Genomic DNA, 22,890 nt, shown 5'->3' on the forward strand with positions numbered 1-22,890 from the left:
GGACACTGCCCTTGAGGAACGCGACCACGCCACGAACATCTTCCTGCAATGGTTTGTCACCGAGCAGGTGGAAGAGGAAGACAATGTTGGCGACATCGTTAACAAATTGAAGCTGATCGGCGACACCGGCAACAGCCTGTTCATGATGGACAAGGAACTGGCTTTGCGCACGCCGCCTGCCCCTGCCGCAGACACGACTGCCTAACCAAACACCATGACTTGTCCGGACCGGCCGTAAGCCGGTCCGCCTTTTTCTTTAGCAGGCATTGCCTGTCATAATTTCCCCGGAGGAGTCAGGGGCGGGGTCAAGACACAAAGGAGCCAGAGTAGATGAGCAGAACCGGCACCAACATTCTGATAGGCGGCGAGGCCGGTCAGGGATTGGCCACTGTGGGCAGGCTCCTGGCCAAGAGCCTGGTCCGCGCAGGGTACAACATTGCTGTTACCCAGGACTACATGTCTCGCGTCAGGGGCGGACACAATACTTTTGCCATCAGAGTAGGCGTTGAAGACGACGTGGCCGCGCCGTTGGAGCACGTGGACATTCTTGTGGCAATGAACAACGAAACCGTTGCGTTGCATAAGGAGCAGGTGACAGAAGACGGTCTGGTGCTTCTGGATGAAAAGCTCGATGCATGCCAGCTCCAATGCTTTTCCGTGCCCTTTGGCGAACTTGCCCCCAAAACCATATTCGAAAACGTTGCGGCCTTGGGCGCTCTCGCCTCGCTGTTGGGGCTGGACCGCAATGTGCCCCGCGGCTTGCTTGAGGATACCTTCAAGAAGAAGGGACAGGAAATCATCCAGCAGAATATCGAGGTCTTGAACAAGGCCTATGACTGGACCGAGGAAAACAACAAATCCTTCAAGCCATTGGCATCCCCCAAAGGGAAACAGGGGCGCATGATGCTCAATGGTAACGAAGCCATTGCCCTTGGCGCCCTTGCAGGGGGGCTCAAGTTCTGCTCCTTCTACCCCATGACGCCTGCCACCTCCGTGGCCATGAACCTCATCAACTTTGCACAAAAGATGAACATCGTTGTCGAGCAAGCCGAGGATGAGATAGCCGCGATCAATATGGCTCTTGGCGCGTCCTATACCGGGGCTCCCGCCTTGGTGCCTACATCCGGCGGCGGGTTGGCGTTGATGATCGAAGGAATCAGCCTCTCCGGCATCACGGAAACGCCCATCGTTCTGGTTCTGGCCCAGCGGCCTGGCCCTGCAACGGGGCTGCCTACCCGTACGGAACAGGGCGACCTGAACATGGTGCTCTATGCAGGGCACGGTGAGTTTCCCCGGGCAATTCTTGCGCCGGGCGACGTGGAGCAATGCTTCCATCTCACCCACAAGTCGTTCGACCTGGCCGAAAAGTCCCAGGGACCCGTTTTCGTACTTACCGACCAATACCTTGCCGACTCATACAGGGCAGTGAATCCCTTTGATTTGAAGAACCTGCCAAGGCCGGCAACGGTGGGTGTCTCGACCGACGATCCTGAAAACTACAAACGCTATGCAATCACGGACAGTGGGGTCTCCCCCCGCCTGGCGCCCGGTTTCGGCAAGTATCTTGTGGTCACGGACAGTGACGAGCACTACGAAGACGGGCACATCACCGAGGATCTCGGCGTTCGTATCCAAATGCAGGACAAGCGTTTGCGCAAAAAGCAGGTTTTGATGGACGAGCTGATACCGCCCCAGTTCTATGGGAAGGATGACGCCGAGACGCTTTTGGTCTGCTGGGGCTCTACCCAGGGTGCAGCCCTCGAAGCAGCCCAGCGGCGCAATGAAAAGGGGCAAAGCACTGCGGTGATCCATTTCTCCCAGGTGTACCCCCTTGCGCCGGATACGTTCATCCCCCGTCTGGAAAAGGCAAAGCATACTGTCTGCATAGAAGGTAACAGCACGGGCCAGTTTGCAGCGCTCATCCGTCAGGAAACGGGATTTGCCTTTGATCAACAAGTGCTCCGGTACGACGGTCTGCCGTTTACGGCGCGGTACATCCTTGAGCAGTTGGACGGGTGAATGCAAAGTACAACCCTGTAGCCTTGCCCGAACAAGAGGCAGGGAGCATCGGGAGATAATATGGTCAGTATCGAAGATTACGGTGAATTTGAAACCGCGTGGTGCCCGGGTTGCGGCAACTTCCAAATCAACAAGTCACTGAAGCAGGCGCTTGCAGGACTTGATCTGGAACCGCACCAGGTATTGATGTGTTCCGGAATTGGTCAGGCGGCGAAATCGCCCCACTATTTACGGTGTAATGTTTTCAATGGCCTGCATGGACGGGGACTGCCCCCTGCCCAGGCGGCAAAACTTACGAACCCGAAACTGACGGTGATTGCGGAAAGCGGCGACGGATGCAACTACGGCGAAGGTGGCAACCACTTTCTTGCCGCCATCCGCCGCAATGTAGATATGACGCTCCTGGCGCACGACAACCAGATATACGGGCTCACCAAGGGGCAGGCCTCCCCCACTACCATGGAGGGGCAAGTGACCAAGGCCAATCCCCATGGCGTTCTCAATGCCCCCTTCAATCCCATTGCCGTGGCCGTGGCCATGCGCGCGAATTTCGTGGCGCGGGCATTTTCCGGCATGCAGGACCATTTGGCAGACCTGATCCAGCAGGCAGTGAAGCACCCCGGCTTTGCCCTTGTGGATATCCTGCACCCCTGTGTCAGCTTCAACAAAGTGAACACGTACAAATGGTACAAGGAAAGGGTCTATGAACTGGGCGACGATTACGATCCCACGGACTGGAACCAAGCCATGGCCAAATCCCTGGAGTTTGGTGAAAACATTCCTGTCGGTGTAATCTGGAAAGGAGAGCGCACCCCGCTCGGCCCCCGGATTGAACAAGTCGAGGATACCCCCCTGTTCAGAGAGCCAGTACCTTTGGATGCTCTTGAAGAGATTTTGGCCGATTATGTCTGATGCCATAAGGAGCGCACGGGGGCACCCTGTGCGCTCCTTGTCATTTGTGCTGTGAACAAGGAGAACGATACATGCAAAAGACGGCGCTGTTTGCCTTTAATGGCGAGATGATGTGCTTTATTCACGTACTGTTGAACGCTCTGGATATGCACGAGAAGGGGCACGAAGTAGCACTGGTCATAGAAGGTGCGGCAACCCAACTGGTGCCCGAGCTGGCCAGAAAAGAGAACCCCATGCACAAGCTGTATGCCAAGACCAAGGAACTGGGCCTTATCGCCGGCGCTTGCAAGGCCTGCTCTGCCAAGCTCAATGTTCTCGAAGCAGTCAAGGCGGAAGGCCTTGACTTGCTGGATGACATGAACGGGCATCCTGGCATGGCCGGATTCATGGCTCGTGGTTTTACCATTATTTCATTCTGATTTTTTGCGCCCTGACGCCTGTTTGGAGTTGCATCTACACCATGGCGCCGGGGCGCTCCTCTCTATCTCTCCCCCTTACGACTCTTTCTCTGATGGTATGACCAGACACGAAAGACACATGCAACAATCTTCAACGCCTTTCAATGCAGTTTATAGCAATCAGTGGTTGCCTATTCGTCAGTATTGGCGTAGGAAATCACTCCCATAAAATCAATGAAGCGGACGTCCAACAGGCAACTTTTTACAATCACGTATAACACCACCAAACCATCATGACGAAAAGAGCAAAAGGGCAAACAAGAATTATTATTTACCCCGACTGGTGCAAGGGGTGCGGCCTCTGCGTAGCATTCTGCCCGTCAAAGGTTTTCGAGATGGACCCAACGGGCAAATCAGTGGTGGTCAAGGAATCCGAGTGCATCAACTGTGGATTCTGTGAGCTGCACTGTCCGGACTTCGCCATCGTTGTACAACCAAAAGATGCAGAAAATCAGCCTCCTGTTCCCCCACAACCGCAAAATAACAACGGCGGAACATCATGACCACAGCCAACGGACGCAAAAAAAAGACAGAGCTGTTCGCACTCGGCAACGAGGCCGTGGTGGAGGGAGCCCTCCTCGCAGGATGTAGTTTCTTTGCCGGCTACCCCATCACACCTTCCAGCGAAATCATGGAGTGCATGGCCCAGCGCCTGCCCCGCACCGAAGACGGTGTCTTCATTCAGATGGAAGACGAGATCGCCAGCATGGGCGCCGTCATCGGCGCATCCCTGACAGGGCGCAAGGCCATGACCGCGACTTCTGGCCCTGGCTTTTCGCTCATGCAGGAACACCTGGGCTATGCCTGCATGGTCGAAGCGCCCCTCGTTATTGTCAACGTGATGCGTGGCGGCCCGAGCACAGGGTTGCCGACCTGCCCTTCTCAAGGAGATGTGCAGCAGGCTCGTTGGGGCACTCATGGGGATCACCCCATCATCGTGCTCTCTGCCTCCACGGTGCAGGAATGCCTGGAGATGAGCATAGTAGCCTTTAATTTTGCCGAAAAATACCGCACGCCTGTACTGCTGCTGTTGGACGAGGTCACAGCACACACTCGAGAGAAGATAACCCTCCCCGGCCCAAAGGAATTCGAAGTACACTCGCGCATCGTGCCTTCCGTGCCGCCGGAATGGTTCAAGCCCTACGAAGAGACTGTGCGGGGAGTGACGCCCATGCCCCCGATAGGGTCCGGGTACCGTGTGCACTATACAGGGCTGACCCACGATGTGATGGGCTACCCCACACAACGGCCTGATGAGGTGGAAGCCGCTGTCCATCGGCATTTCCGCAAGATAGATACACATTTTTCAGACATCATGCTGGTGGAAGAGATGTACACCGAGGACGCCGAAATCGGCATTGTGGCGTACGGCAGCGTGGCCCGATCCGCGCATCTGGCCGTGGTCCAGGCCCGCAAGCAGAACATCAAGGCAGGCCTGGTGACCCTCAAGACGCTTTTCCCCTTTCCGCGCCCCCCCATTGATAAACTCATGCGCTCGGCCAAGTGCATCATCGTTCCTGAAATGAACATGGGGCAGATGTCGCGCGAAGTGAAACGTGTGAACAATGGCCGCACTCGCGTGCGCACCATTAACCGGGTCGACGGTCAGATCATCACCCCGTCCCAAATCCTCAAATCGATTTCGCAAATATAAGAGGGGGAGTGAAATGTCTGAAGTCACCCAGCTTATTCACAACTACCTGAGGCATAACAAGAAATTCCCCCATGTGCTCTGCCCGGGCTGCGGGCACGGAATTGTGCTCGGCTCGCTCATCCGCAGTGTACACAACCTGGGTCTGTCCAAGGACGAGGTCGTCGTTGTGGCAGGCATCGGCTGTTCAGGCCGCATGGCCGTATATGTTGACTTCAATACGGTGCACGCCACTCACGGCAGGGCCCTGACCTTTGCAACGGGCATCAAGATGGCCAATCCCAAGCTCAAGGTCATCGTCCTGATGGGCGACGGCGACGCTCTATCCATCGGGGGCAACCATCTCATCCATGCCGCTCGCCGCAATATCGGGCTGACCACCATTATTTTGAACAACAATATCTACGGCATGACCGGAGGGCAGTGCTCTTCCACCACCCCCCACGGGGCGTTCTCCATGACCACCCCCTTTGGACAACTGGAGCACTCCTTCGACATCGTAAAACTGGCCAGCGCTGCGGGCGCCAACTTTGTTAGCCGCGCCACGTCCTTTCATGCAAAGCTCATGGACAGGCTGATAACCACTGCTCTGGGGCGCCCCGGCTTCAATATGGTCGAGGTGTTCAGCCCCTGCCACACCCAGTACGGGCGCAAGAACAAATACAAAAACATCGTGGAGATGTACGACGGGCTGAAAAAAAAGAGCATGGATGTGGAAGCCTACAACAAGCTTCCTGAACACAAACAGCCTGACCGCTTTCCCATCGGCGTGTTTGTTGAGCGCGATGCGCCCGGGTTGGAAGAGTGTTATCAGGAAATATCCACACAACTCCAGGGACAGAAGAAATGAAGAAACCCATGGAACTCCAACGCTTTGAACTGAGACTCTCCGGGCTCGGCGGCCAGGGCATTATCACCCTGGGCAAGATTCTTGGCTATGGTCTTGCCCTTGGGCAAGGGTACTACGTAACCCAGACCCAAAGCTACGGACCAGAAGCCCGTGGCGGCTCCAGCCGTGCGGATCTGGTGATCAGTTCCAACCCCATCAGCTACCCCAAGACAGAAAGCCTGGACCTGCTGGTGGCCCTGAGTCAGGAAGCATGCAATAACTATTACCGCTACCTTAAAACCAATGGCGTGCTGCTCATCGACGATTCCATGGTCAAACAGCCCCCCACGAACCAGTACCACGGGCTGCCGTTCACAACCATGGCCAAAGAGCGCATTGGCAACCCCATGACGTTGAACACCATTGTGTTCGGTGCCGTCACGCACCTGCTGCCCTTTACTGATCCACGGCTTATGCGCAAAGCCCTGGAAGAGAATCTGCCGGCCAAGATCCGCGCCCTCAATGTCAAAGCCTTCAACCTGGGTAACAGGGAAGCCAAAAAACACTTGGGGGAATCTCCTGAAATCTGGCGTCAGGCAGAGGAATACGCAGAGCATGAGGAAGAGGAGAACAGCAACGTCCTCGAGTAATGCCAGCGTACCATTTTCAATAATACAAAGCCGGACCCACAGCAGCGGGCCCGGCTTTTTCATTGTCTATTGCCAGTGATCAATCACCGTTTTCGCCGATTGTTTCCAGGTTCACGCCTTTGGTCTCTATGCCGTAAAGCCAGGTTATGCAGGCGCCGGCAAGGGAAGTGCCCACAAGGATGTAGAGCAGCAACTCCGTTCCAAGGTCCTTCAGAAGCACGGGAAAAAGAAAAGCGGTGAGCACAGCCCCGATTTTGGCGAAGGAGGCGGCGAATCCCGCGCCTTTGCCGCGAATACGGGTGGGAAAAACTTCACCGGCAAGCAGGTAGGTCATGGCATTGGGCCCCATATTGGTGGCGAAACTGAAAAGCATGAAGCCCGTAAAAATGAAAACGATCTGATTTTGCTGACTGGCGCCAATGGAAAGCGACGCTACAAAAAGCCCGATGGCGCAACCGATGAAGCCTGCAATCTGCAGTCGAATACGCCCCACCTTGTCTACGAGCAGCACGGCGGCGCAAATACCAAACAGCAGCAGTCCGTCGATGATGGCTGCCCCTTCTGCGGCAAGCATATCCTTGTGTATGATCCCGGCAACACTATTGGGGTATTGGGCTTCGCTCCCTAAAATGGATGCCAGAATCGTGGGGGTGAAAATGCCTATTCCATACGTGCCCAAATCCTGCAAAAACCAGGGGACGGCAGCCAGAATCGTTGCGCGTCTGTATTTTTTGTCAAACAGTTCAAGAAAATGCCCTTTGATACGCCCTACCAAACCTTTGCCCCCGCATTCGGGGCTCGTATCACCCTTTCCACAGGCATCGGGAGCAGCCAGAACAATCTTGGAGGGGTAAGGAGGCTTGCGCTGCAACAGGCGCATGGTTTCTTGGGCTGCTTCATCCACCCTGCCCCGGGCCACCAGCCAGTGAGGGCTGTCCGGAATGTAGAAGCGCCCCAGAACGACCAGCAAGGCGGGGAGAATAGCTGTGGCGTACATCCAGCGCCAGGCAGAAATTTCAGGATTCTCATACAGTATCAAAAAGCCCACCCCGGTACCGACGATGGCGCCAACGGCTTGAAAGCCGAAAGCGCTGAGCACTAGACGCCCTCTGTTGCTGCTGGGGATGCTTTCCGAAAGGACCATATGCGCCGTGGGGTAGTCGCACCCCAGCGCCAGCCCCATACCAAAAAGAAAAAACAAGGTGCTCCAGATGTTTGGGCTTACAACGAGGCCAATCAAAAAGATAAGGAAGATGATCATCTCCACGATGAACATCCGCTTGCGACCATAGCGGTCCGAAAGACTGCCTAAAGCCGTGGCCCCTACCAGGATGCCAAGAAGAGATGCTGCGCCAAGAGCCCCTTTGGTCATTGCGCCCACTTGAAATTCTTTGACCATAAGCGGCAGGGCAACGCCGGTCATGAAGACGACAAGCCCTTCGAAAAATTTCCCGGCTGTTGCCAGTGTCCATATACGCCACTGCATCTGGGTCATGGGCGTGGAAGCCGTGCCGGTTCCATCCGCCCATACGGGTTTTTCATCAATATACTGCTGAACCGTTTTCGCTCCAACGTCGCCTGTTATGTCCGCCATGGCTGATGTCGTTCCTTAGAAAAAGTGAAGAGAATTTGAACCGTTGCCTTGTGTTGCCAGGTACCATAGTGGTACGCGGGGCGAGAGTGCGGAAAACGCCATGCCTTGCGTCTTGCCAGCGCCCTTCCTGGAAGTCCGGGGGCACCCTGGGCGCTTGGAACCTTAATATTGTCAACAATACACAACCTGCTACAGTATGTAACCATACAGCAGGAATGCAGTCCCAGTAACGCAGAATAGCGGGCAACACCTCCGGGGTATCCACATTGTGGTACACGACCTTTCTTCTACAATGTTTTCGTTACGATGCGGGGGCAGAACGCTTACAAGAAACCTGTGTTCCGAGATATCGATGCACAACATTTTTTTTCAAGTGGCGCCATGCGAAACATGATTCCACCTTCATCGTGACGCTTTCGTCACCTGAATCTGTCATACTTCTTCGCCTCGACCATGCGACGTTGGTCGGGGATAGAACAAAAAGCCAAGGAGTCTCACGGCATGTCTTCAAAAAGTTTTCGTGCAGAAAGTTACCAGGATACGCAAAGCATCGGGCAGTACCTCGATGCCCTGAGCAAGGGATTCGAACAGGGCGTTTTCTCCGTTTCCCGCGGTGAAACCGGCATCGAGTTCACCCCCCAGGGGCTGCTTTCCTTCAGCGTAGAAGGAAAGGCACGCGGTGCTGAGCGCAAGATTAAACTGACTATCAAGTGGAATGAGGGATCTGAACCTGAAGACGACGCGCCTTTGAGCATAAAAGCCTGAATAGCCAGCCATGCACGAGATAGAAAATAATTTCAAACTCTTGCTCCTAGATGTGGAAGAGCAACTCAATGGTGCGTTGGATGCGGTGGAAAACCCTGCCCCTGCTACGGTGGCAAAGGTGGAAGCCCGGGATGACTACCTGGATAACTACAAGAGCGTTATCGAAAACGCCGCCTTTTCCCACATCCACGGTACGTACGACGCAAAAAGTCCGCAAACCAACTATCTTCGGGCCCTTGTTGTGGCTGCATCCAACCTGGAACGTCTGGGCGACCATTGCGTAAACGTGGCCAGGCAAACACAGTATTTCCAGGCACCTGACTTCATGCACCATTTCGCGTATCGCCCGTTGTTCGATGAAGTGCGGGCTGCGATACGCATGGTGCACGACGCCTTGTTCAAGCGGGATATGAACAAGGCCCTGGGTATTTGCCGGGCAGAGCTGACTCTGGACAGTCTGTACAAGACAGAGTTCGACAATATCTTGAAGCAGTTGCGAACGGGCCCCAAAGCGGGTGACTTCATTACCGCCATTTTCATCTTCCGGTATCTGGAACGAATGGGGGATGCCCTGCTGAATATCGGCGAGGCTTCAATTTTCGCCATTACAGGCAACAAATTCAAGATTCGCCAGTTCAACGCACTCAATGACGCTCTTGCTGGCGACCTGGTTGAAGAGGACCGAAAAGAAGCAAGACTGCCCATGAACGAGGTTGAGTTCAGCTCCATTTGGGGTTCGCGCTCAGGCTGCCGCATAGGGCGCGTCAGGCAGAAAGAAGACCGTCAGGGTGCTGGAGACGTCATCTTCAAGGATGGAGACCCCAAAAAACTTCTGGAAGAAGCCGCCAGCATTGAGCGCTGGGAGAAGCTCATGCCGGGGTTGCCCCCCCGTGTCGTGGCTTTACAGGAACATGAAAAAAGCACCTCAATGCTTGTGGAGGCGCTACCTGGCAATACGGTGCAGGATGTAATCCTTTCCGCATCCATGAAGGAAATAAAATGCTGCATGGATGTCATGGCTTCCACCATGCGCGAATTGTGGCTGCGGAGTAAAAAGGATGACTCCATAAAGGCGGGATTCGTAAAGCAAATCAAAAAACGACTGCCTGGCGTGCTCAAAGTCCATCCGGATTTTGCCAAGCGCGATCTGAACCTTGCCGGTGCGTCTTTCAAGCCGTTGGATGAGGTGCTGGCCACCGCAGCCTCCATAGAAGAAGGCCTGCAGGCTCCCTTCTCGGTGTTCATCCATGGCGATTGCAATTCAAACAATATCATTTACCGCGCTCACGAGGAGCGCATCCACTATATTGACCTGCATCGCTCCAAGGAGTCTGATTTTTGCCAGGACGTGTCGGTGTTTCTGCTGTCCAACTTCCGGCTTCCCGTTTTCGACAGCATCCGCAGGAACTGTATCGAACAGGTCTCGTTTGCGTTTCTGGACTTTGCCCGCCGCTTTGCTGCCGACCAGGGAGATACGACTTTTGAAGCACGGCTGAATCTGGGCCTTGCCCGCTCCTTCATGACCTCCACACGGTTTGAGCTGAACCGGCGTTTCGCAAAGCTCATGTTCCTGCGAGGCATCTATTTGCTGGAGCACATCGCCCGCCACACCTCAAAAGATAACTGTGACTTCACCGGCTTCCGCGTGCCGGACAGTGTCCTGCGCTACCCTTAGCCAACCTCATTTTCCAAGCTGACAAGGAGACTTACATGAAACGTATAGGTGTCGTCGGCATCCCCAAGGGATGGTCAACCGAGAGGCTTCTGGCGTCCTTGCAACGCAAGACCGGCTACAGCCTGCTTATAGATATGGGCAACGTCCGCCTGGACCTGGATTCTCGCAAAGCCTGGTACAAGGGGCAGGATCTCACAGAACTCGACGCCATCATCGTCAAAAAAATTGCGCCCTCCTATTCGCCGGACGCCTTGGACCGCATGGAAATGGTGCGTTTCCTCCATCGCCTCGGCATGCCTGTATTCTCCAATCCTGACAGCATGTTCAGCCTCATCGACAGGCTTTCCTGCACAACCCGCCTCCGCCTGGGCAACATGCCCATGCCCCCGACCATCATCACAGAAGATGTGGAAGAAGCGGTTGCAGCGGTGGATACCTTTGGCAAGGCAGTTTTCAAGCCTCTTTACAGCTCCAAGGCCAAAGGCATGACCGTTATCGAAAGCGGCCCTGACGCCGTGGATGAAGTCCACGACTTCAAAAGCGCTGGCAACAAGGTCATGTACATCCAAAAAATGGTTTCCTATGCGGCTGGACGCCTTGATTTGGGCGTCTCCTTTCTCGGGGGGCAATACCTGGCTACCTACGCCCGGAAAGGCAGCGGCGATTCCTGGGATACGACCACCCGCTCCGGAGGCAAATACGTTCCGTATGAACCTTCAAAGGAAATCATCGACCTGGCGTACAAGGCCCAGGGCCTTTTTCCTGAAATGGCCTTTACATGTGTGGACGTGGTGGAAACCGACCACGGCGCAGAAATATATGAAGTTTCAGCATTTGGCGGCTTCCGCGGCTTGCTGGAATCCGCAAACATGGAAGCGGCAGATCTGTACGTCGACTACGTGCTGGAGAAATTAAAATGACACAGGGCACCCAATCCTACCGTGACCATGTGGCCCCTCTTTTAGCCACCTTCCCCGCGGATCAGCGCCTCGGACTGCGCTTTGTGGATGACCGTATCGACCTGTTGAGCAATTCCTCGGAACTGGTCCAGCGTCTGCGGGAATATTATCGAGATTTTCTGGATGATACAGGGGCGCCCGCCGCTACCATCACCGCGCTGGAAAGTCCCCGTCTGGACCTGGATATTGACTTTGAAGTCAAGCAGCCTGAACCCGGCAAGACCTCGCTCAAAGAGCAATTCAAGGACTTTCCTGACGGGCGCATTGTCCACAAGCTCAAAACCGGCATGGTGTTTCTCTTCGGCTCCGGTGATCGTTACGCCGTCGGCCCATGCATTGAAAACGACGCCCAGGTGGTCAACTTCATCAATAACACCTGTATAGAGATGCATGTGCGTCGCGGGGCTTTGCTTTTTCATGCCGCAGGCATAGCAATAGACGGTAAGGGATTGGCCATTGCCGGCTTTTCCGGGGCAGGTAAATCCACCCTTGCTCTGGAAATCATGTGCCGGAATACCGACTTTGTGAGCAACGACCGCCTCATGGTTCAGAAAAAGGCTGACGGCCTGGCCATGACGGGTGTGGCCAAAATGCCCCGCGTCAACCCGGGCACAGTGCTATACAATGAGCGGCTCTGGCCTGTGATGTCCGAAGAAGACCGCGCCCGCTTTGGTGCGCTGCCACAAGAAGAGCTTTGGGACCTTGAACACAAGTACGATGCGTTCATTGACACCTGCTTTGGCAAAGACAAGTTCACCCTGCAAAGTGAAATGGCCGGCCTTGTACTCCTCAACTGGAAACGCGACGGAGTGGGCCTTGATCACTCTCTGGTGGACTTGGGCGAACGACCTGACCTGCTGCCTTCGTTCATGAAGTCCGTTGGGCTTTTTGTGGACCTGGACACGGAGCGCGATGACGAAACCGGCCTGCCCGAACTCGATGCCAGCCAGGAGCAGTACATCGAACTGCTCAAGGGGTGCCCCGTGCTGGAATTTACGGGCGGCATAGATTTTCAGAGCGCTGCAGACATCTGCCTCGAATACCTTAAAAAGTGGTCCTGATTTTAGTAGGGTGGACGGCTGCTCCGTAACGGCAGCCGTCTTGCCCGGCATGGAAGGATTGCAGTATACTGTGTCTTTGCGTAATCCCCTGCTCCCTGACCGGAGGCTGCCATGCCGGAAATGTTCACCACCTTCGCCCTTTATAATCGTTGGGCAAATGCTCGCCTGCATAAAGACCTGGCAAACCTGCAAGACGAAAAACTGCATACGCCCCTGGAAGTCAACTTCGGTTCCATCATCGGCATACTGAACCACCTGCTGCTAGCCGACACACTTTGGCTGGACCGTTTTTCCGGCCAAGGGCAAATGGTCCTCGACATTGCGGCCATACCCTACCCGGTCATGCCCTCCTTTCTGGCAGCCAGACAGGCCCTGGACGAGAAAATACTCTCTTTTGCTGCTTCCCTGGCAGGACAGAACATTGACATCACACTGGAATATAAAGACATCGCAGGGCGATCCTGCGCCGCAGACTTCGCCACCCTCGTGCACCATTTTTTCAACCACCAGACACACCACAGGGGGCAAGTGCATGCCCTTGCAAGCATGTTCGGCGCCCCCCTCAGGGACATCGACCTCGTCTATTTTCTCAAGGAACAAACAATGGTGTAGTTGCTTCTCGCGCAAGCCCTCGCCTTGCATGTGCCAACTGGCTGTCGTATACCTGGGGTGGAAAAATCCGGAGAACCCCATGCAGCACGATTGCCAGGACAAATACGCCCGCAAAGTCAGCTATATCGCATCGGCCAACCAGGCCATGGTCGAGGTTGACTCCATTGAAAAGCTGCTGCCATTGCTCCTGGAAATTGCCGAAGAGGCTGCGGCTGCGGAGGCGTCCTCGTTTCTGCGCTACGCCCCTGAAGACGGAACACTGACCTTTGCCGTGGTGCGTAATAACGGCCTTGATTCAGACCTGGCAGACCAGCTTGTGGACAAGGTGTCGCTGCAGCCAGGCGAAGGCATCGCCGGCCGCGCCATTGCGGAGCGCAAGACCTTTCTTGTCAACGATGTGGCGGAGGCGCAGGATTTTTCCCCCCGTGTAGACGACGCCACCTGCTATACAACGCGCAGCATGATAACCGTGCCAGTCATCCATTTGGATGAGCCCCTTGGGGTGATCCAGGTGCTTAATCCACGCAACAGGGAAACCTTTGACGCAACCGACAGCCAGGCACTGGAGATTTTCGCCAGCCTGGGCGCCGTTGCTATCGTACGCGCGCGCCAGATGCGGGAACTGCTGAAGCAGAAGGAGCTGGAGGCCCAGATTCAAGTGGCAGCCAAACTCCAGCGCCACTGCTGGCCTAAAATTCCAAACATGGGGCACGGCAGTCACGTATGGGGGCGCAGTCTCCCTGCAAAAGAAGTAGGGGGCGATCTCTACGATATCATCAATCTGAAAGACGGCAGCTACCTGCTCTACCTGGCGGATGTTTCCGGCAAGGGACTGGCCGCAGGGTTTGTGATGGCTGCGCTCTGGTCGACCATCCGCAGCCACGCCCGACCAGGCATCGCCGCTGATGCCTTACTGGCGGAAATCAACCGCTCTACCTTTGCATTTCTTTCGGGAGAGTTCTTTTTCGCCACCATTTGCCTGCTGCGCTATTGGCCGGAAAATGGCCGTCTGGAGTTTGCATCAGGGGGGCACACGCCTCCCTTGCTCTTGCATAAAGGCCTTTGCACCGAGCTTCCCAGAATGACCGGACTGCCCCTTGGCACTTTGGAAGACACCGTTTATTCCTGTGAAAGCATGACCTTGGAACCAGGCTCCATGATTGCACTGTATTCCGACGGGGTGACCGAAGCCTTCAACCCCGACGGAGAAATGTTTGGCCTGGACCGTGCGACGCATTTCTTCATCTCCTGCCCCCGAGAAGAATGCGCCGAAAAATTGTTCGACGAGCTGGAAAGCTGGTTTGCAGGGGGCGAACAAAACGACGACATCACCCTTCTCTGCCTTTGGCGTGATACCGCCTGATCCGACTTTTTTCATGCAACCATACTTTGCATTGCCGCCTATTGGTGATAGGGGAACACCCCGTGCTTGTAATTGTTCACAATTGGAATTGAAAAATGACTGGTATTGATATTCACACACATGCATTTCACCCGAAAATAGCCCACAAAGTCGTTGACCAACTAGACGGACATTATCAGATCCACCCCGTCGGCAATGGCTTAATAGATGACCTTCTTTCCCGCGTACGCAGCGCCGGCCTGGCAAGGGCGGTTGTACTCTGCGCAGCCACCTCCGGAGGGCAGGTCATCCCCGCCAACAACTTCAGCATCCAGCTGCAGCAGAACAATCCAGAAGTCATTGCCTTCGGCACCCTGCATCCCGACTTTGAAGATTGGGAAAAGGAACTGGACAGGCTACGCCAGGCAGGCATTTTCGGCCTGAAGCTGCACCCCGAATTCCAGGGATTCTGGCTGGACGATCCCAGATTACTGCCCATCATCGAGGCCGCGCAAAACGATTTTGCCTTTCTCGTGCATGTGGGCGACAGGCTCCCCCCGAAGCAGAACCCTTCCTGCCCATACAAAATGGCGGCCATCATAAAACAATTTCCCAACGCTAAAATGATAGCCGCACACTTGGGCGGCTTCATGCATTGGAAGTTCGCTCTGGAAGCCCTGGCCGGCACAAATGTATACTTCGACACATCGAGCAGCCTCGAATTCATTCCCGACCAACTGCTGCACGAGATTTTCGCACGCCACCCAAGAGAGCGCATTCTTTTCGGCTCCGACTACCCTCTTTACGACCCTGCCGAAGAGATGGACCTGCTCAAGACCAGAATGAAACTCTCAGACGACGCTCTTGAAGAAATCATCTGCAACGGTGAGCTTTTTCTGGAGCCGTTTGGTCTCGAAAAAGTATAATGCCTTCATTGCGTTCCCTTGAGACGTCACGAGTCTCAAGGGAGCGCAAACCGCATTGCCCGAAGACTGCAAGCGCTACTTGCTTTCCATTGCCGCCTGCAGCATCGCAAACGAAACCACCCTGGCTCCAGCCAAGCCAAGCGCTCCCATAAAGGCTACGTGAACTAGGCGCGCAGAGACCTTCTCCTCTTCCAGAGCAAGGGCAGCCGCTGCACATGCGTCATGCACCACGGTGCAGCCGTATCCTTTATCCATGGCTACCCGCACCGTGGCGTCCACACAGTTGTTGCTCATCATGCCGCACACAACCAAGTTCTCAGCCCCGATTGTTTGCAGCTCCTTTTCCAACCCAGTTTCGTGAAATGCGTTGGCCCTGTGCTTAATGACCAGGGGCTCTCCCAGTTGTGGGGCAGCCAGAGTCTGAATGGCCATGCCCTCGCTGCCCGGTAAAAAGAAGCCGAGTTCCGGATTGGCGGCTTCATGCTGGATATGCACTATGGGGCGCTTCCCCTCTCGAAACATCCGCAACACCCTTGCCGCCACCGCAGCGGCTACTGCCGCCTCTGGCAAGGGGAACCGCCCCCCCGAAAAATAATCGTTCTGTATGTCGATAACCACCAGTGCCGTTTTCTCCACTGCCGTATTCTCCATGGCGTATCTCCTTTTTGTTTGCCCCACAGTAACTAGCAGATCAGCTTGACACTATTGTCTGATTTGACAAATATATTGCTGAAAATGACAATTCCTTCGTTACACATTGCCATCCTGGCCTATGACGGCTGCGTTGCCTCCAGCGTCAGTGGATTCATGGACGTTCTGGCCGTGGCAAATCACACCTCGCAGCAGGCATTGTTTGCGCCTGTAACGGTAAGCCGTGGCGCTGCGCCGGTCCGCCCTTTTTCCGGCCCCTTATTGCAGGTGGAGAGCAGCATCGATCACCCCCCGTCTTGTGGTTGGAGTGTTATCTATATTCCCCCTGCTTTTGGCATGACTGCACCTCCTGAAGACCTTGTCGCCTGGGTGGCTGACATGCATGAATGCGGAAGCGTGGCCTGCGCCGCTTGTGCCGGAGTCTTTTTTCTGGCTGCAGCCGGCATATTGGACCAACGCCCCGCCACAACACATTGGGGGCTGGTGGAAACATTTCGAAAACAGTACCCCGCTGTCTTGCTGGAGCCGGAACACATGTTGCTGGACGGGGGCGATTATGCCTGCGCCGGCGGTCTCACCGCCTACTTTGACCTGGCCCTGCACCTGGTGGCGCGCTTTGCATCCAGGGAGACAGCCGCAACTTGCGCCCGCACCCTGCTTTTGGACCCGGGGCGAGTCTGGCAAACACCTTACAAGGACCTGCTCGGCGCCCCCAACACCCAAAGGCATGGCGACCCCGTGGTGGATCAAGCGCTGCAATGGCTGGAGGAGCACCACACACGCCCTCTGCGTTTTGGCGAGCTGGCCGCTGCCGTCCACCTGGGGGAGCGAACGCTTTTGCGCCGATTCAAAAAAGCCCTTGGGCGCACGCCTTCACGCTACCTGCAGGATGTTCGCGTGGAGCACGCCAAGCAACTGCTGGCATCGAGCACGCTTTCCATTGGTCAGGTTGCGAACACCATAGGGTATGACGACACACCTGCCTTTCATCGCATTTTCAAGTCGCTGACCGGCCTGGCCCCAGGTGAATACCGCAGCCGGTTCGGCATACCGGTAAACGAGTCTGCTTCATAATTTATTGACAGCGCGGCACGCGCCATACACAACCAGTCCATGAGCTATACACATGACTTTGACGTTCTTGTTTTGGGAGCTGGCGCTTCCGGCCTGTTTTGCGCCATGCAATGCGCGCAAAAAGGGCTGCGGGTCTGCTGTCTGGACCATGCCGAAAAGCCGGCGGCCAAAGTCCGCGCTGCAGGCGGGGGGCGTTGCAACGCCACCAATATGAACGCAGCCGCTGCAATGTACGTAAGCGCCAACCCCCATTTTGTGCGCTCCGCCCTTGCGCGCTTCACGCCATGGGACGCCATGGGCATACTGTACGAACTGGGTCTTTCCCCCGTGGAAGAAGACGCGGGAAAAGTTTTTTGCAGTGAGAAAAAAGGCGGGGGCAAGGCACTGGCGGAGGCGCTGCTCACTGCCGCCACCCAGGCCGGCGCACGGATTGTGACGGGCGCACCTATCCAGAGCGCCAGTAAAGAGGGAGACGGCTTTGTAGTGGAAGCCGACTGGGAGCGTTTTGACGCGCCTCGCCTGGTGTTGGCCCTTGGTGGACGCTCCTGGCCACAGTTGGGCGCCAGCGCTCAGGGTTATGAACTGGCCAAAGGTTTTGGTCTGAAGCTCCGCCCCCAGCGCCCTGCCCTGACGTCACTGACGGCAGCGCAAGAGCTGCAAAAGTTCTGCGCTACGTTGGCCGGCGTTTCACTGCCTGGAAGCATAACTCTGGAGGGCGCGCCCCAGATAGTGGATGATCTGCTTATAACCCACCGCGGCATATCGGGCCCGGCCGTACTGGATGCCTCACTCTGGTGGGAAAAGGGGCACACATTGCGCCTGGATTTTCTGCCTGGAACAGATGTGCAGTCCCAATTGGAAGAAAATCCACGTATGCAGCTGGAAAATGCCCTGGCCCGGCTGTTGCCCACCCGCCTGGCCAAGGAACTCTGCCAGAAAGCCGGCCTCGCAGGCCAGGTGGCCACGCTGTCCAAGAAGAACTGGAGCGCGCTGGAAAGTCTGATTCACGATTTCGCCTTCACCCCTGCCTCCCGGGCGGGATACGACAAGGCCGAGGTAACACTCGGCGGGGTGGATACCGCACAGATGTCCTCAAAGACCATGGAAGCCCAATCCGTACCTGGCCTCTACATCATTGGCGAACTGCTGGACGTCACGGGCCGCCTGGGTGGCTTCAACCTGCATTGGGCTTGGGCTTCGGCCAGCGCGGCAGCGCAATCTATAGTCCCCAGACCCTAGGGGCACGGTAATTATTTAATCATTCAATTGTCATCGCCCGCCGGATGCTATACAGATATTGTCTGTCTGGTGCTCCGGTTTTTACAATTTTAGATAAACATCCTCATTTCCAGGGGAGATGATGCGTTCCCGTCCGCAGTCGAAAACCGCCAAAATCCGGGACATAACTCTTTTCGGCGCTCTTTGTGTCGGGCTGATCTGGCTGGTGGTGCATGGCGCAGAAAGCCAGGGGTACCACTGGCAATGGTACCGTGTGCCCAGATACCTGTTTTCCTCGCCCAGTGGTGACTGGTGGCGAGCGCCCCTGCTCGAAGGCCTCTGGATGACCTTCAAACTCACCGGCGCAAGCTTTGGCCTGGCCTTTATCTTTGGGCTCACAGCCGCAATGCTGCGCCTCTCAAACTCCTATGTAGGGCGCCTGCTTGCCCGCGGTTACCTGGAAACCGTCCGAAACACGCCCCTGTTGGTGCAAATCTTCTTCATCTATTTTGTGCTTTCCCCTGTCATTGATATGGGCCGCTTTACATCTGCCGTGCTGGCCCTGAGCCTTTTTGAAGGCGCGTACGCCTCTGAAATCATCCGCTCCGGCATCATAGCCATCGCCAAGGGGCAATGGGAGGCGGCGTACAGTCTTGGGCTCTCCACACCACAAACATACCGCCACGTCATTCTGCCCCAGGCCTTGCGCCAGGTATTGCCCCCGTTAACGGGCATTGCCGTAAACCTGGTCAAGGACTCGGCCCTCGTCAGCACCATATCCATTGCAGAGCTGACCATGCAGGGGCAGGTAATCATTGCCGATACTTTTCTTACCTTTGAAATGTGGTTCACGGTGGCTGCCATATACCTCTGCGTCACCCTAGTGCTGTCAACCGCCTCGCAACTGCTGGAGCGCCGGCTCCAGTCAGGGCGCTGAGTCATCCGGACCTATTCATGAGCAAACTGAACTGCGCAAAAGAAACTGACCCGACTGCCGCGCCTGTCATCAAGGCGCGCAACGTGACCAAGACCTTTCCTGGTGACGTGCTGGCCATTGACGATTTCACCCTGGATGTATGCCGTAGCGAAGTGGTCGTCATTATCGGCCCTTCGGGCTCGGGAAAATCCACTTTTTTACGATGTCTCAACGGGCTCGAACACATCGACTCAGGCAGTATCGTCATTGACGACATCCCCCTGAACAATAACAAGAAAAACCGATTGGCCATCCGCACGGAAGTGGGGATGGTATTCCAGAGTTTCAATCTTTTCCCACATTTGACCGTATGTGAAAACATCAACCTGGCCCAACGTCTGGTTCGCCGCAAATCAAAGGCTGAAGCCGAAGAAACAACCCAGGCGCTTTTGGAAAAGGTTGGCATGGCAGACAAGATGCACACTTTCCCGAACCACCTTTCCGGCGGCCAGCAACAGCGTGTGGCAATAGCCCGCGCCCTGGCCTTGCGGCCCAAGATCATGCTTTTCGACGAAGCCACAAGCGCTCTGGACCCTGAGATGATTGGGGAAGTGCTGGACGTAATGAAAAGCCTGGCAGCAGAAGGCATGACCATGGTTGTCGTCACCCATGAAATGGGCTTTGCCCGCGAGGCGGGGGACCGCATCGTATTCATGGAGCATGGACGTCTGGTGGAAGAGGGAACTGTAGAGCATTTTTTCGAGCGACCTAAAGAGGATAGGACAAGGTTGTTTTTGAGCCAGATATTGTAATAACCTTTTTCCTTCTTCCCTCTTCCGTTGGCGGCAAAATCTGCGTACGGTTATACTAGCTGCGCCGTGTCACACGGCCCGACTATATCGAAGCGGTCATACACCGCATAACACCAAAGGAGGATACATGTTCAGCAAAACCGGAACAACAGTGCTCGCCTTACTTGCCTGCTTTGCCCTTGTAGGCTGGTTGCTGACCCCGAGCCAGGCAAAAGCGGAGGACATTCGCCAGCAACTCGCTCAGGAAAGCACCATTGAGCAGGTACTCAAACGCGGCGTCCTACGGGTGGGATTCTCCACCTTTGTTCCTTGGGCAATGAAGGACAAAAACGGCGACTTCATTGGTTTTGAAATCGATGTCGCAACTCGCCTGGCAAAGGACATGGGCGTTGAAGTAGAATTTGTGCCCACCAAATGGAGCGGCATCATCCCCGCTCTGCTGACGGGCAAGTTCGACGTCATCATCGGCGGCATGACCATTACGCCCGAACGCAACACCAAGGTCAACTTTACGCGCCCTTATTATTATTCCGGGCTGAGCATGGTTGCCAACAAGGAACTCGCCAAAGGTTTCTCTGGGTTGCAGGATTTCAACAAGTCTGACGTGGTGATAGTGGCCCGCCTGGGCACCACCGCGGCCAAGGCTGCCAAGAAATACCTGCCCAAGGCGGAGATCAGGCTTTTTGACGAAGAAGCACAGGCGCTGCAAGAACTTCTCAATGGCCGCGCCCACGCCTTTGTAAGCATGGCACCATTGCCCGCCACCCAGGCGTTGAAGAATCCCGACAAACTCTTCCTGCCCTTGGAAGAAAACTTCACCAAGGAGCCCAATGGCTTTGCGGTACGCAAGGGTGACATCGACACCCTGAACTACTTCGACAACTGGATTCTTTCCGTGGAACTCGAAGGATGGATCAAGGAACGCTACCAATACTGGTTCGAAAGCCTTGACTGGGAAAGCAGGCTGCAATAGCGGCCATTGCCAATGATTATCTTGCGGTGCGGGGGTAGAAGCCCGCACCGCTTTTCATAGTACATTTCATGATACAGCATCCATGACCCAGAAGACATTGCGTTTTACTCGGCTCGACGCCGTCCTTCTGCTGCTGCTCGCCAGCGGCGCAATCTTTTTCGGCTATCGTCTTTTTGCCGGCCTTGATTACGAGTGGAACTGGCAGGCATTGGGAAACTTCATCCTGCGTCAGGATCCGGAAACAGGCGCGTGGAAGCCCAACCTCTTGTTGCAGGGACTCTTCACCACCATCAAGCTGAGTATCTGGGCCACAATCCTTGCGACCTGCGCGGGGCTTATCATGGGCATCTGCCGCACGGCCCGGCCCCTTTTTCCGCGGCTGATTGGCGGCGCCTACGTCAACACGGTGCGCAACCTGCCCCCACTTGTACTCGTCTTTATTTTCTATTTTTTTCTAAGCGATCAGCTCATGGCGGCACTGGACCTGCAATCCGCCGTTCGCGGCCTGCCAGAGGGGTGGCAGACCGCCATGGCCTGGTTTGCAGCCCCACCCAGACTGTTCCCTTCATTTGTTGCCGCCGTGTTGACCATGGCGGTATACGAGGGCGCCTACATTACGGAAATCGTACGCTCGGGCATTCAGTCAATAGCAGAAGGACAGTGGGAGGCGGCCTATGCGCTGGGGCTGAGTCCTTACCAGACCATGCGCCACGTCATTCTGCCGCTCACAGCGCAGCGCATCATGCCCCCCCTTGCCGGGCAATTCATCGCCACCATCAAAGACTCGTCCATAGTGGCCGTAATCTCGGTGCAGGAACTCACATTCCAAGGGCTGGAAATCATGGCCTCCACCTATCTGACGTTTGAAATATGGACCACTGTCGCGGTCTTGTACCTGATGATGACCTTGACATGCTCCCTGGCCGCCAGAAGGTTGGAAGTCTACCTGCGCCGCAGCGAAGATTGAGTTCCCCGAAAAATCAGTTTTTGCCTCCCCCTGGCACGAAACCAGCTGCAAACTGGGTGGTTTTTCCAGAGGGGCGCTCTCCTTCCGCAAAATCAAAACTGCCGTTTGCAGCAGCATCTTGCAGACGTTCGAGGATATCGCCTTCCCAAAAAGTGGTGTTGCCCGATCCATCCGGCAGCACCCTGGTACGGGTGAGCATCTGGTTCGCCAGGTCAGCCGTGACCGTAACCCTTCTTCCTGCACGGGAAAACCGCAGCTCGTAAATTTTGCGCCCCGGCTGCCGTGCCATCAGCGCGAGCATCTCCTTGGCCTGCCGCGCGTCCAGATAGCTGACGGCAACCTCTCCCATATTGTGCACGGCTTGCGGCAGGGACAGGCCCTGGCTCTCCTTTTGGGAAACAGCGTCGGCGCTCGCGCCGCGTTGGGGCGGCGGCAGATAGTAGCCAGCCATGAAGGCAAGCACATGCGTTATGATGATGAAGACTATCCCGGCGCTTTGCAGCAGCCCCTTGCGGGAAGGAAGCAGATCATCCTCTTCCCCTTGCAGGGCGCTGTCCTCCACCAACTCCGGTGCGTCAGGCGCAGACGTTTGCCCCTTGGCCTGACGTGTGGACTTCCTGGCTCGCTGCAGGCCAGGACCTTCGACATGATTTTGTACTTGCGACGCTTTGCTCTGACTTCTTCTAGGCACGACAGAAATCCCCCCGAGAGGTAATGACTACTCAAAAAATTTACCATTTTACTGCAAAGAAGAACAAGAGGAACAAAATAAGCTTCCCCAAGCTTGCAGCCACGGTCGAAAATACCTCTCAAAATCTACTCCCGC

The 22,890-nt window shown here is 55.6% G+C and carries 24 protein-coding genes (1 of these 24 only partly in view); 21 read left to right on the forward strand and 3 right to left on the reverse strand.

Annotated features, from left to right (window positions below):
• The 8 genes from ACZ5EH_RS20960 to ACZ5EH_RS20995 form a co-directional block, all read left to right on the forward strand.
• On the forward strand, nucleotides 1-205 hold the end of the coding sequence (locus ACZ5EH_RS20960) for a ferritin (protein WP_464275802.1). The gene continues 314 nt to the left of window position 1, outside the view; 205 of the gene's 519 nt are visible here — the last part of the coding sequence; its start codon lies off the left edge, out of view; its stop codon occupies nucleotides 203-205.
• 125 nt (nucleotides 206-330) lie between these two features.
• Nucleotides 331-2,019 carry a 2-oxoacid:acceptor oxidoreductase subunit alpha gene (locus ACZ5EH_RS20965; protein ID WP_464275803.1) on the forward strand — a complete coding sequence of 563 codons (1,689 nt, stop codon included), beginning with the start codon at nucleotides 331-333 and terminating at the stop codon, nucleotides 2,017-2,019.
• A gap of 60 nt (nucleotides 2,020-2,079) precedes the next feature.
• Nucleotides 2,080-2,931, forward strand: coding sequence for a thiamine pyrophosphate-dependent enzyme (locus tag ACZ5EH_RS20970; RefSeq protein WP_464275804.1), 852 nt, complete (start codon nucleotides 2,080-2,082; stop codon nucleotides 2,929-2,931).
• A gap of 71 nt (nucleotides 2,932-3,002) precedes the next feature.
• On the forward strand, nucleotides 3,003-3,350 hold the full coding sequence (locus ACZ5EH_RS20975; RefSeq protein ID WP_464275805.1) for a cytoplasmic protein: 348 nt from the start codon (nucleotides 3,003-3,005) through the stop codon (nucleotides 3,348-3,350).
• 272 nt (nucleotides 3,351-3,622) lie between these two features.
• Entirely contained in the window at nucleotides 3,623-3,892 is a 270-nt protein-coding gene (locus ACZ5EH_RS20980) for a 4Fe-4S dicluster domain-containing protein (RefSeq protein WP_464275806.1), read from the forward strand.
• Nucleotides 3,889-5,043 carry a 2-oxoacid:acceptor oxidoreductase subunit alpha gene (locus ACZ5EH_RS20985; RefSeq protein WP_464275807.1) on the forward strand — a complete coding sequence of 385 codons (1,155 nt, stop codon included), beginning with the start codon at nucleotides 3,889-3,891 and terminating at the stop codon, nucleotides 5,041-5,043. Before ACZ5EH_RS20980 ends, ACZ5EH_RS20985 begins: the two co-directional genes overlap by 4 nt.
• A 13-nt stretch (nucleotides 5,044-5,056) precedes the next feature.
• Nucleotides 5,057-5,890: a 2-oxoacid:ferredoxin oxidoreductase subunit beta gene (locus ACZ5EH_RS20990; protein WP_464275808.1), complete on the forward strand. Its 834-nt coding sequence runs from the start codon at nucleotides 5,057-5,059 to the stop codon at nucleotides 5,888-5,890.
• The gene (locus ACZ5EH_RS20995) at nucleotides 5,887-6,519 is read left to right on the forward strand and encodes a 2-oxoacid:acceptor oxidoreductase family protein (protein WP_464275809.1); all 633 of its coding nucleotides are present in this window, start codon (nucleotides 5,887-5,889) and stop codon (nucleotides 6,517-6,519) included. The genes ACZ5EH_RS20990 and ACZ5EH_RS20995 overlap by 4 nt, the downstream gene beginning before the upstream one ends.
• Before the next feature lie 79 nt (nucleotides 6,520-6,598).
• On the opposite strand, the gene ACZ5EH_RS21000 is transcribed toward ACZ5EH_RS20995, so the two are convergent.
• Nucleotides 6,599-8,113: an MFS transporter gene (locus ACZ5EH_RS21000; protein ID WP_464275810.1), complete on the reverse strand. Its 1,515-nt coding sequence runs from the start codon at nucleotides 8,111-8,113 to the stop codon at nucleotides 6,599-6,601.
• Between the two features lie 501 nt (nucleotides 8,114-8,614).
• Between ACZ5EH_RS21000 and ACZ5EH_RS21005 the strand changes: the two genes are divergently transcribed.
• The 7 genes from ACZ5EH_RS21005 (at nucleotide 8,615) to ACZ5EH_RS21035 (ending at nucleotide 15,453) form a co-directional block, all read left to right on the forward strand.
• Nucleotides 8,615-8,878: an amphi-Trp domain-containing protein gene (locus ACZ5EH_RS21005; protein WP_464275811.1), complete on the forward strand. Its 264-nt coding sequence runs from the start codon at nucleotides 8,615-8,617 to the stop codon at nucleotides 8,876-8,878.
• A 10-nt stretch (nucleotides 8,879-8,888) separates the two neighbouring features.
• Nucleotides 8,889-10,553, forward strand: coding sequence for a phosphate signaling complex PhoU family protein (locus ACZ5EH_RS21010; RefSeq protein ID WP_464275812.1), 1,665 nt, complete (start codon nucleotides 8,889-8,891; stop codon nucleotides 10,551-10,553).
• A 35-nt stretch (nucleotides 10,554-10,588) separates the two neighbouring features.
• Nucleotides 10,589-11,473, forward strand: a complete 885-nt coding sequence (locus ACZ5EH_RS21015; RefSeq protein ID WP_464275813.1) for a GAK system ATP-grasp enzyme — start codon at nucleotides 10,589-10,591, stop codon at nucleotides 11,471-11,473.
• The gene (locus ACZ5EH_RS21020) at nucleotides 11,470-12,573 is read left to right on the forward strand and encodes an HprK-related kinase B (RefSeq protein ID WP_464275814.1); all 1,104 of its coding nucleotides are present in this window, start codon (nucleotides 11,470-11,472) and stop codon (nucleotides 12,571-12,573) included. The genes ACZ5EH_RS21015 and ACZ5EH_RS21020 overlap by 4 nt, the downstream gene beginning before the upstream one ends.
• A gap of 111 nt (nucleotides 12,574-12,684) precedes the next feature.
• Nucleotides 12,685-13,185, forward strand: a complete 501-nt coding sequence (locus ACZ5EH_RS21025) for a DinB family protein (protein WP_464275815.1) — start codon at nucleotides 12,685-12,687, stop codon at nucleotides 13,183-13,185.
• A gap of 79 nt (nucleotides 13,186-13,264) precedes the next feature.
• The gene (locus ACZ5EH_RS21030) at nucleotides 13,265-14,548 is read left to right on the forward strand and encodes a PP2C family protein-serine/threonine phosphatase (RefSeq protein ID WP_464275816.1); all 1,284 of its coding nucleotides are present in this window, start codon (nucleotides 13,265-13,267) and stop codon (nucleotides 14,546-14,548) included.
• A gap of 95 nt (nucleotides 14,549-14,643) precedes the next feature.
• Nucleotides 14,644-15,453 carry an amidohydrolase family protein gene (locus ACZ5EH_RS21035; RefSeq protein WP_464275817.1) on the forward strand — a complete coding sequence of 270 codons (810 nt, stop codon included), beginning with the start codon at nucleotides 14,644-14,646 and terminating at the stop codon, nucleotides 15,451-15,453.
• Between the two features lie 75 nt (nucleotides 15,454-15,528).
• Here ACZ5EH_RS21035 and ACZ5EH_RS21040 read toward each other — a convergent pair whose 3' ends face one another.
• A complete protein-coding gene (locus ACZ5EH_RS21040; protein ID WP_464275818.1) occupies nucleotides 15,529-16,104 on the reverse strand; it encodes a cysteine hydrolase family protein in 576 nt (191 codons plus the stop codon).
• A gap of 45 nt (nucleotides 16,105-16,149) precedes the next feature.
• On the opposite strand from ACZ5EH_RS21040, the gene ACZ5EH_RS21045 reads away from it, so the two are divergent.
• The 6 genes from ACZ5EH_RS21045 (at nucleotide 16,150) to ACZ5EH_RS21070 (ending at nucleotide 22,064) form a co-directional block, all read left to right on the forward strand.
• Nucleotides 16,150-17,178, forward strand: coding sequence for a GlxA family transcriptional regulator (locus ACZ5EH_RS21045; RefSeq protein ID WP_464275819.1), 1,029 nt, complete (start codon nucleotides 16,150-16,152; stop codon nucleotides 17,176-17,178).
• Nucleotides 17,179-17,217: 39 nt separating this feature from the next.
• A complete protein-coding gene (locus tag ACZ5EH_RS21050; protein ID WP_464275820.1) occupies nucleotides 17,218-18,417 on the forward strand; it encodes a BaiN/RdsA family NAD(P)/FAD-dependent oxidoreductase in 1,200 nt (399 codons plus the stop codon).
• Between the two features lie 118 nt (nucleotides 18,418-18,535).
• On the forward strand, nucleotides 18,536-19,333 hold the full coding sequence (locus tag ACZ5EH_RS21055; protein WP_464275821.1) for an amino acid ABC transporter permease: 798 nt from the start codon (nucleotides 18,536-18,538) through the stop codon (nucleotides 19,331-19,333).
• A 17-nt stretch (nucleotides 19,334-19,350) separates the two neighbouring features.
• Nucleotides 19,351-20,124 (forward strand): amino acid ABC transporter ATP-binding protein, encoded by a 774-nt coding sequence (locus tag ACZ5EH_RS21060; RefSeq protein WP_464275822.1) that lies wholly within the window; start codon nucleotides 19,351-19,353, stop codon nucleotides 20,122-20,124.
• 127 nt (nucleotides 20,125-20,251) lie between these two features.
• On the forward strand, nucleotides 20,252-21,097 hold the full coding sequence (locus tag ACZ5EH_RS21065; protein WP_464275823.1) for a transporter substrate-binding domain-containing protein: 846 nt from the start codon (nucleotides 20,252-20,254) through the stop codon (nucleotides 21,095-21,097).
• 82 nt (nucleotides 21,098-21,179) lie between these two features.
• Nucleotides 21,180-22,064, forward strand: coding sequence for an amino acid ABC transporter permease (locus tag ACZ5EH_RS21070; protein WP_464275824.1), 885 nt, complete (start codon nucleotides 21,180-21,182; stop codon nucleotides 22,062-22,064).
• A gap of 13 nt (nucleotides 22,065-22,077) precedes the next feature.
• Here ACZ5EH_RS21070 and ACZ5EH_RS21075 read toward each other — a convergent pair whose 3' ends face one another.
• Nucleotides 22,078-22,755: a hypothetical protein gene (locus tag ACZ5EH_RS21075; protein WP_464275825.1), complete on the reverse strand. Its 678-nt coding sequence runs from the start codon at nucleotides 22,753-22,755 to the stop codon at nucleotides 22,078-22,080.
• Nucleotides 22,756-22,890 lie beyond the last annotated feature (135 nt).

The organism is Desulfovibrio biadhensis, from assembly GCF_055388615.1.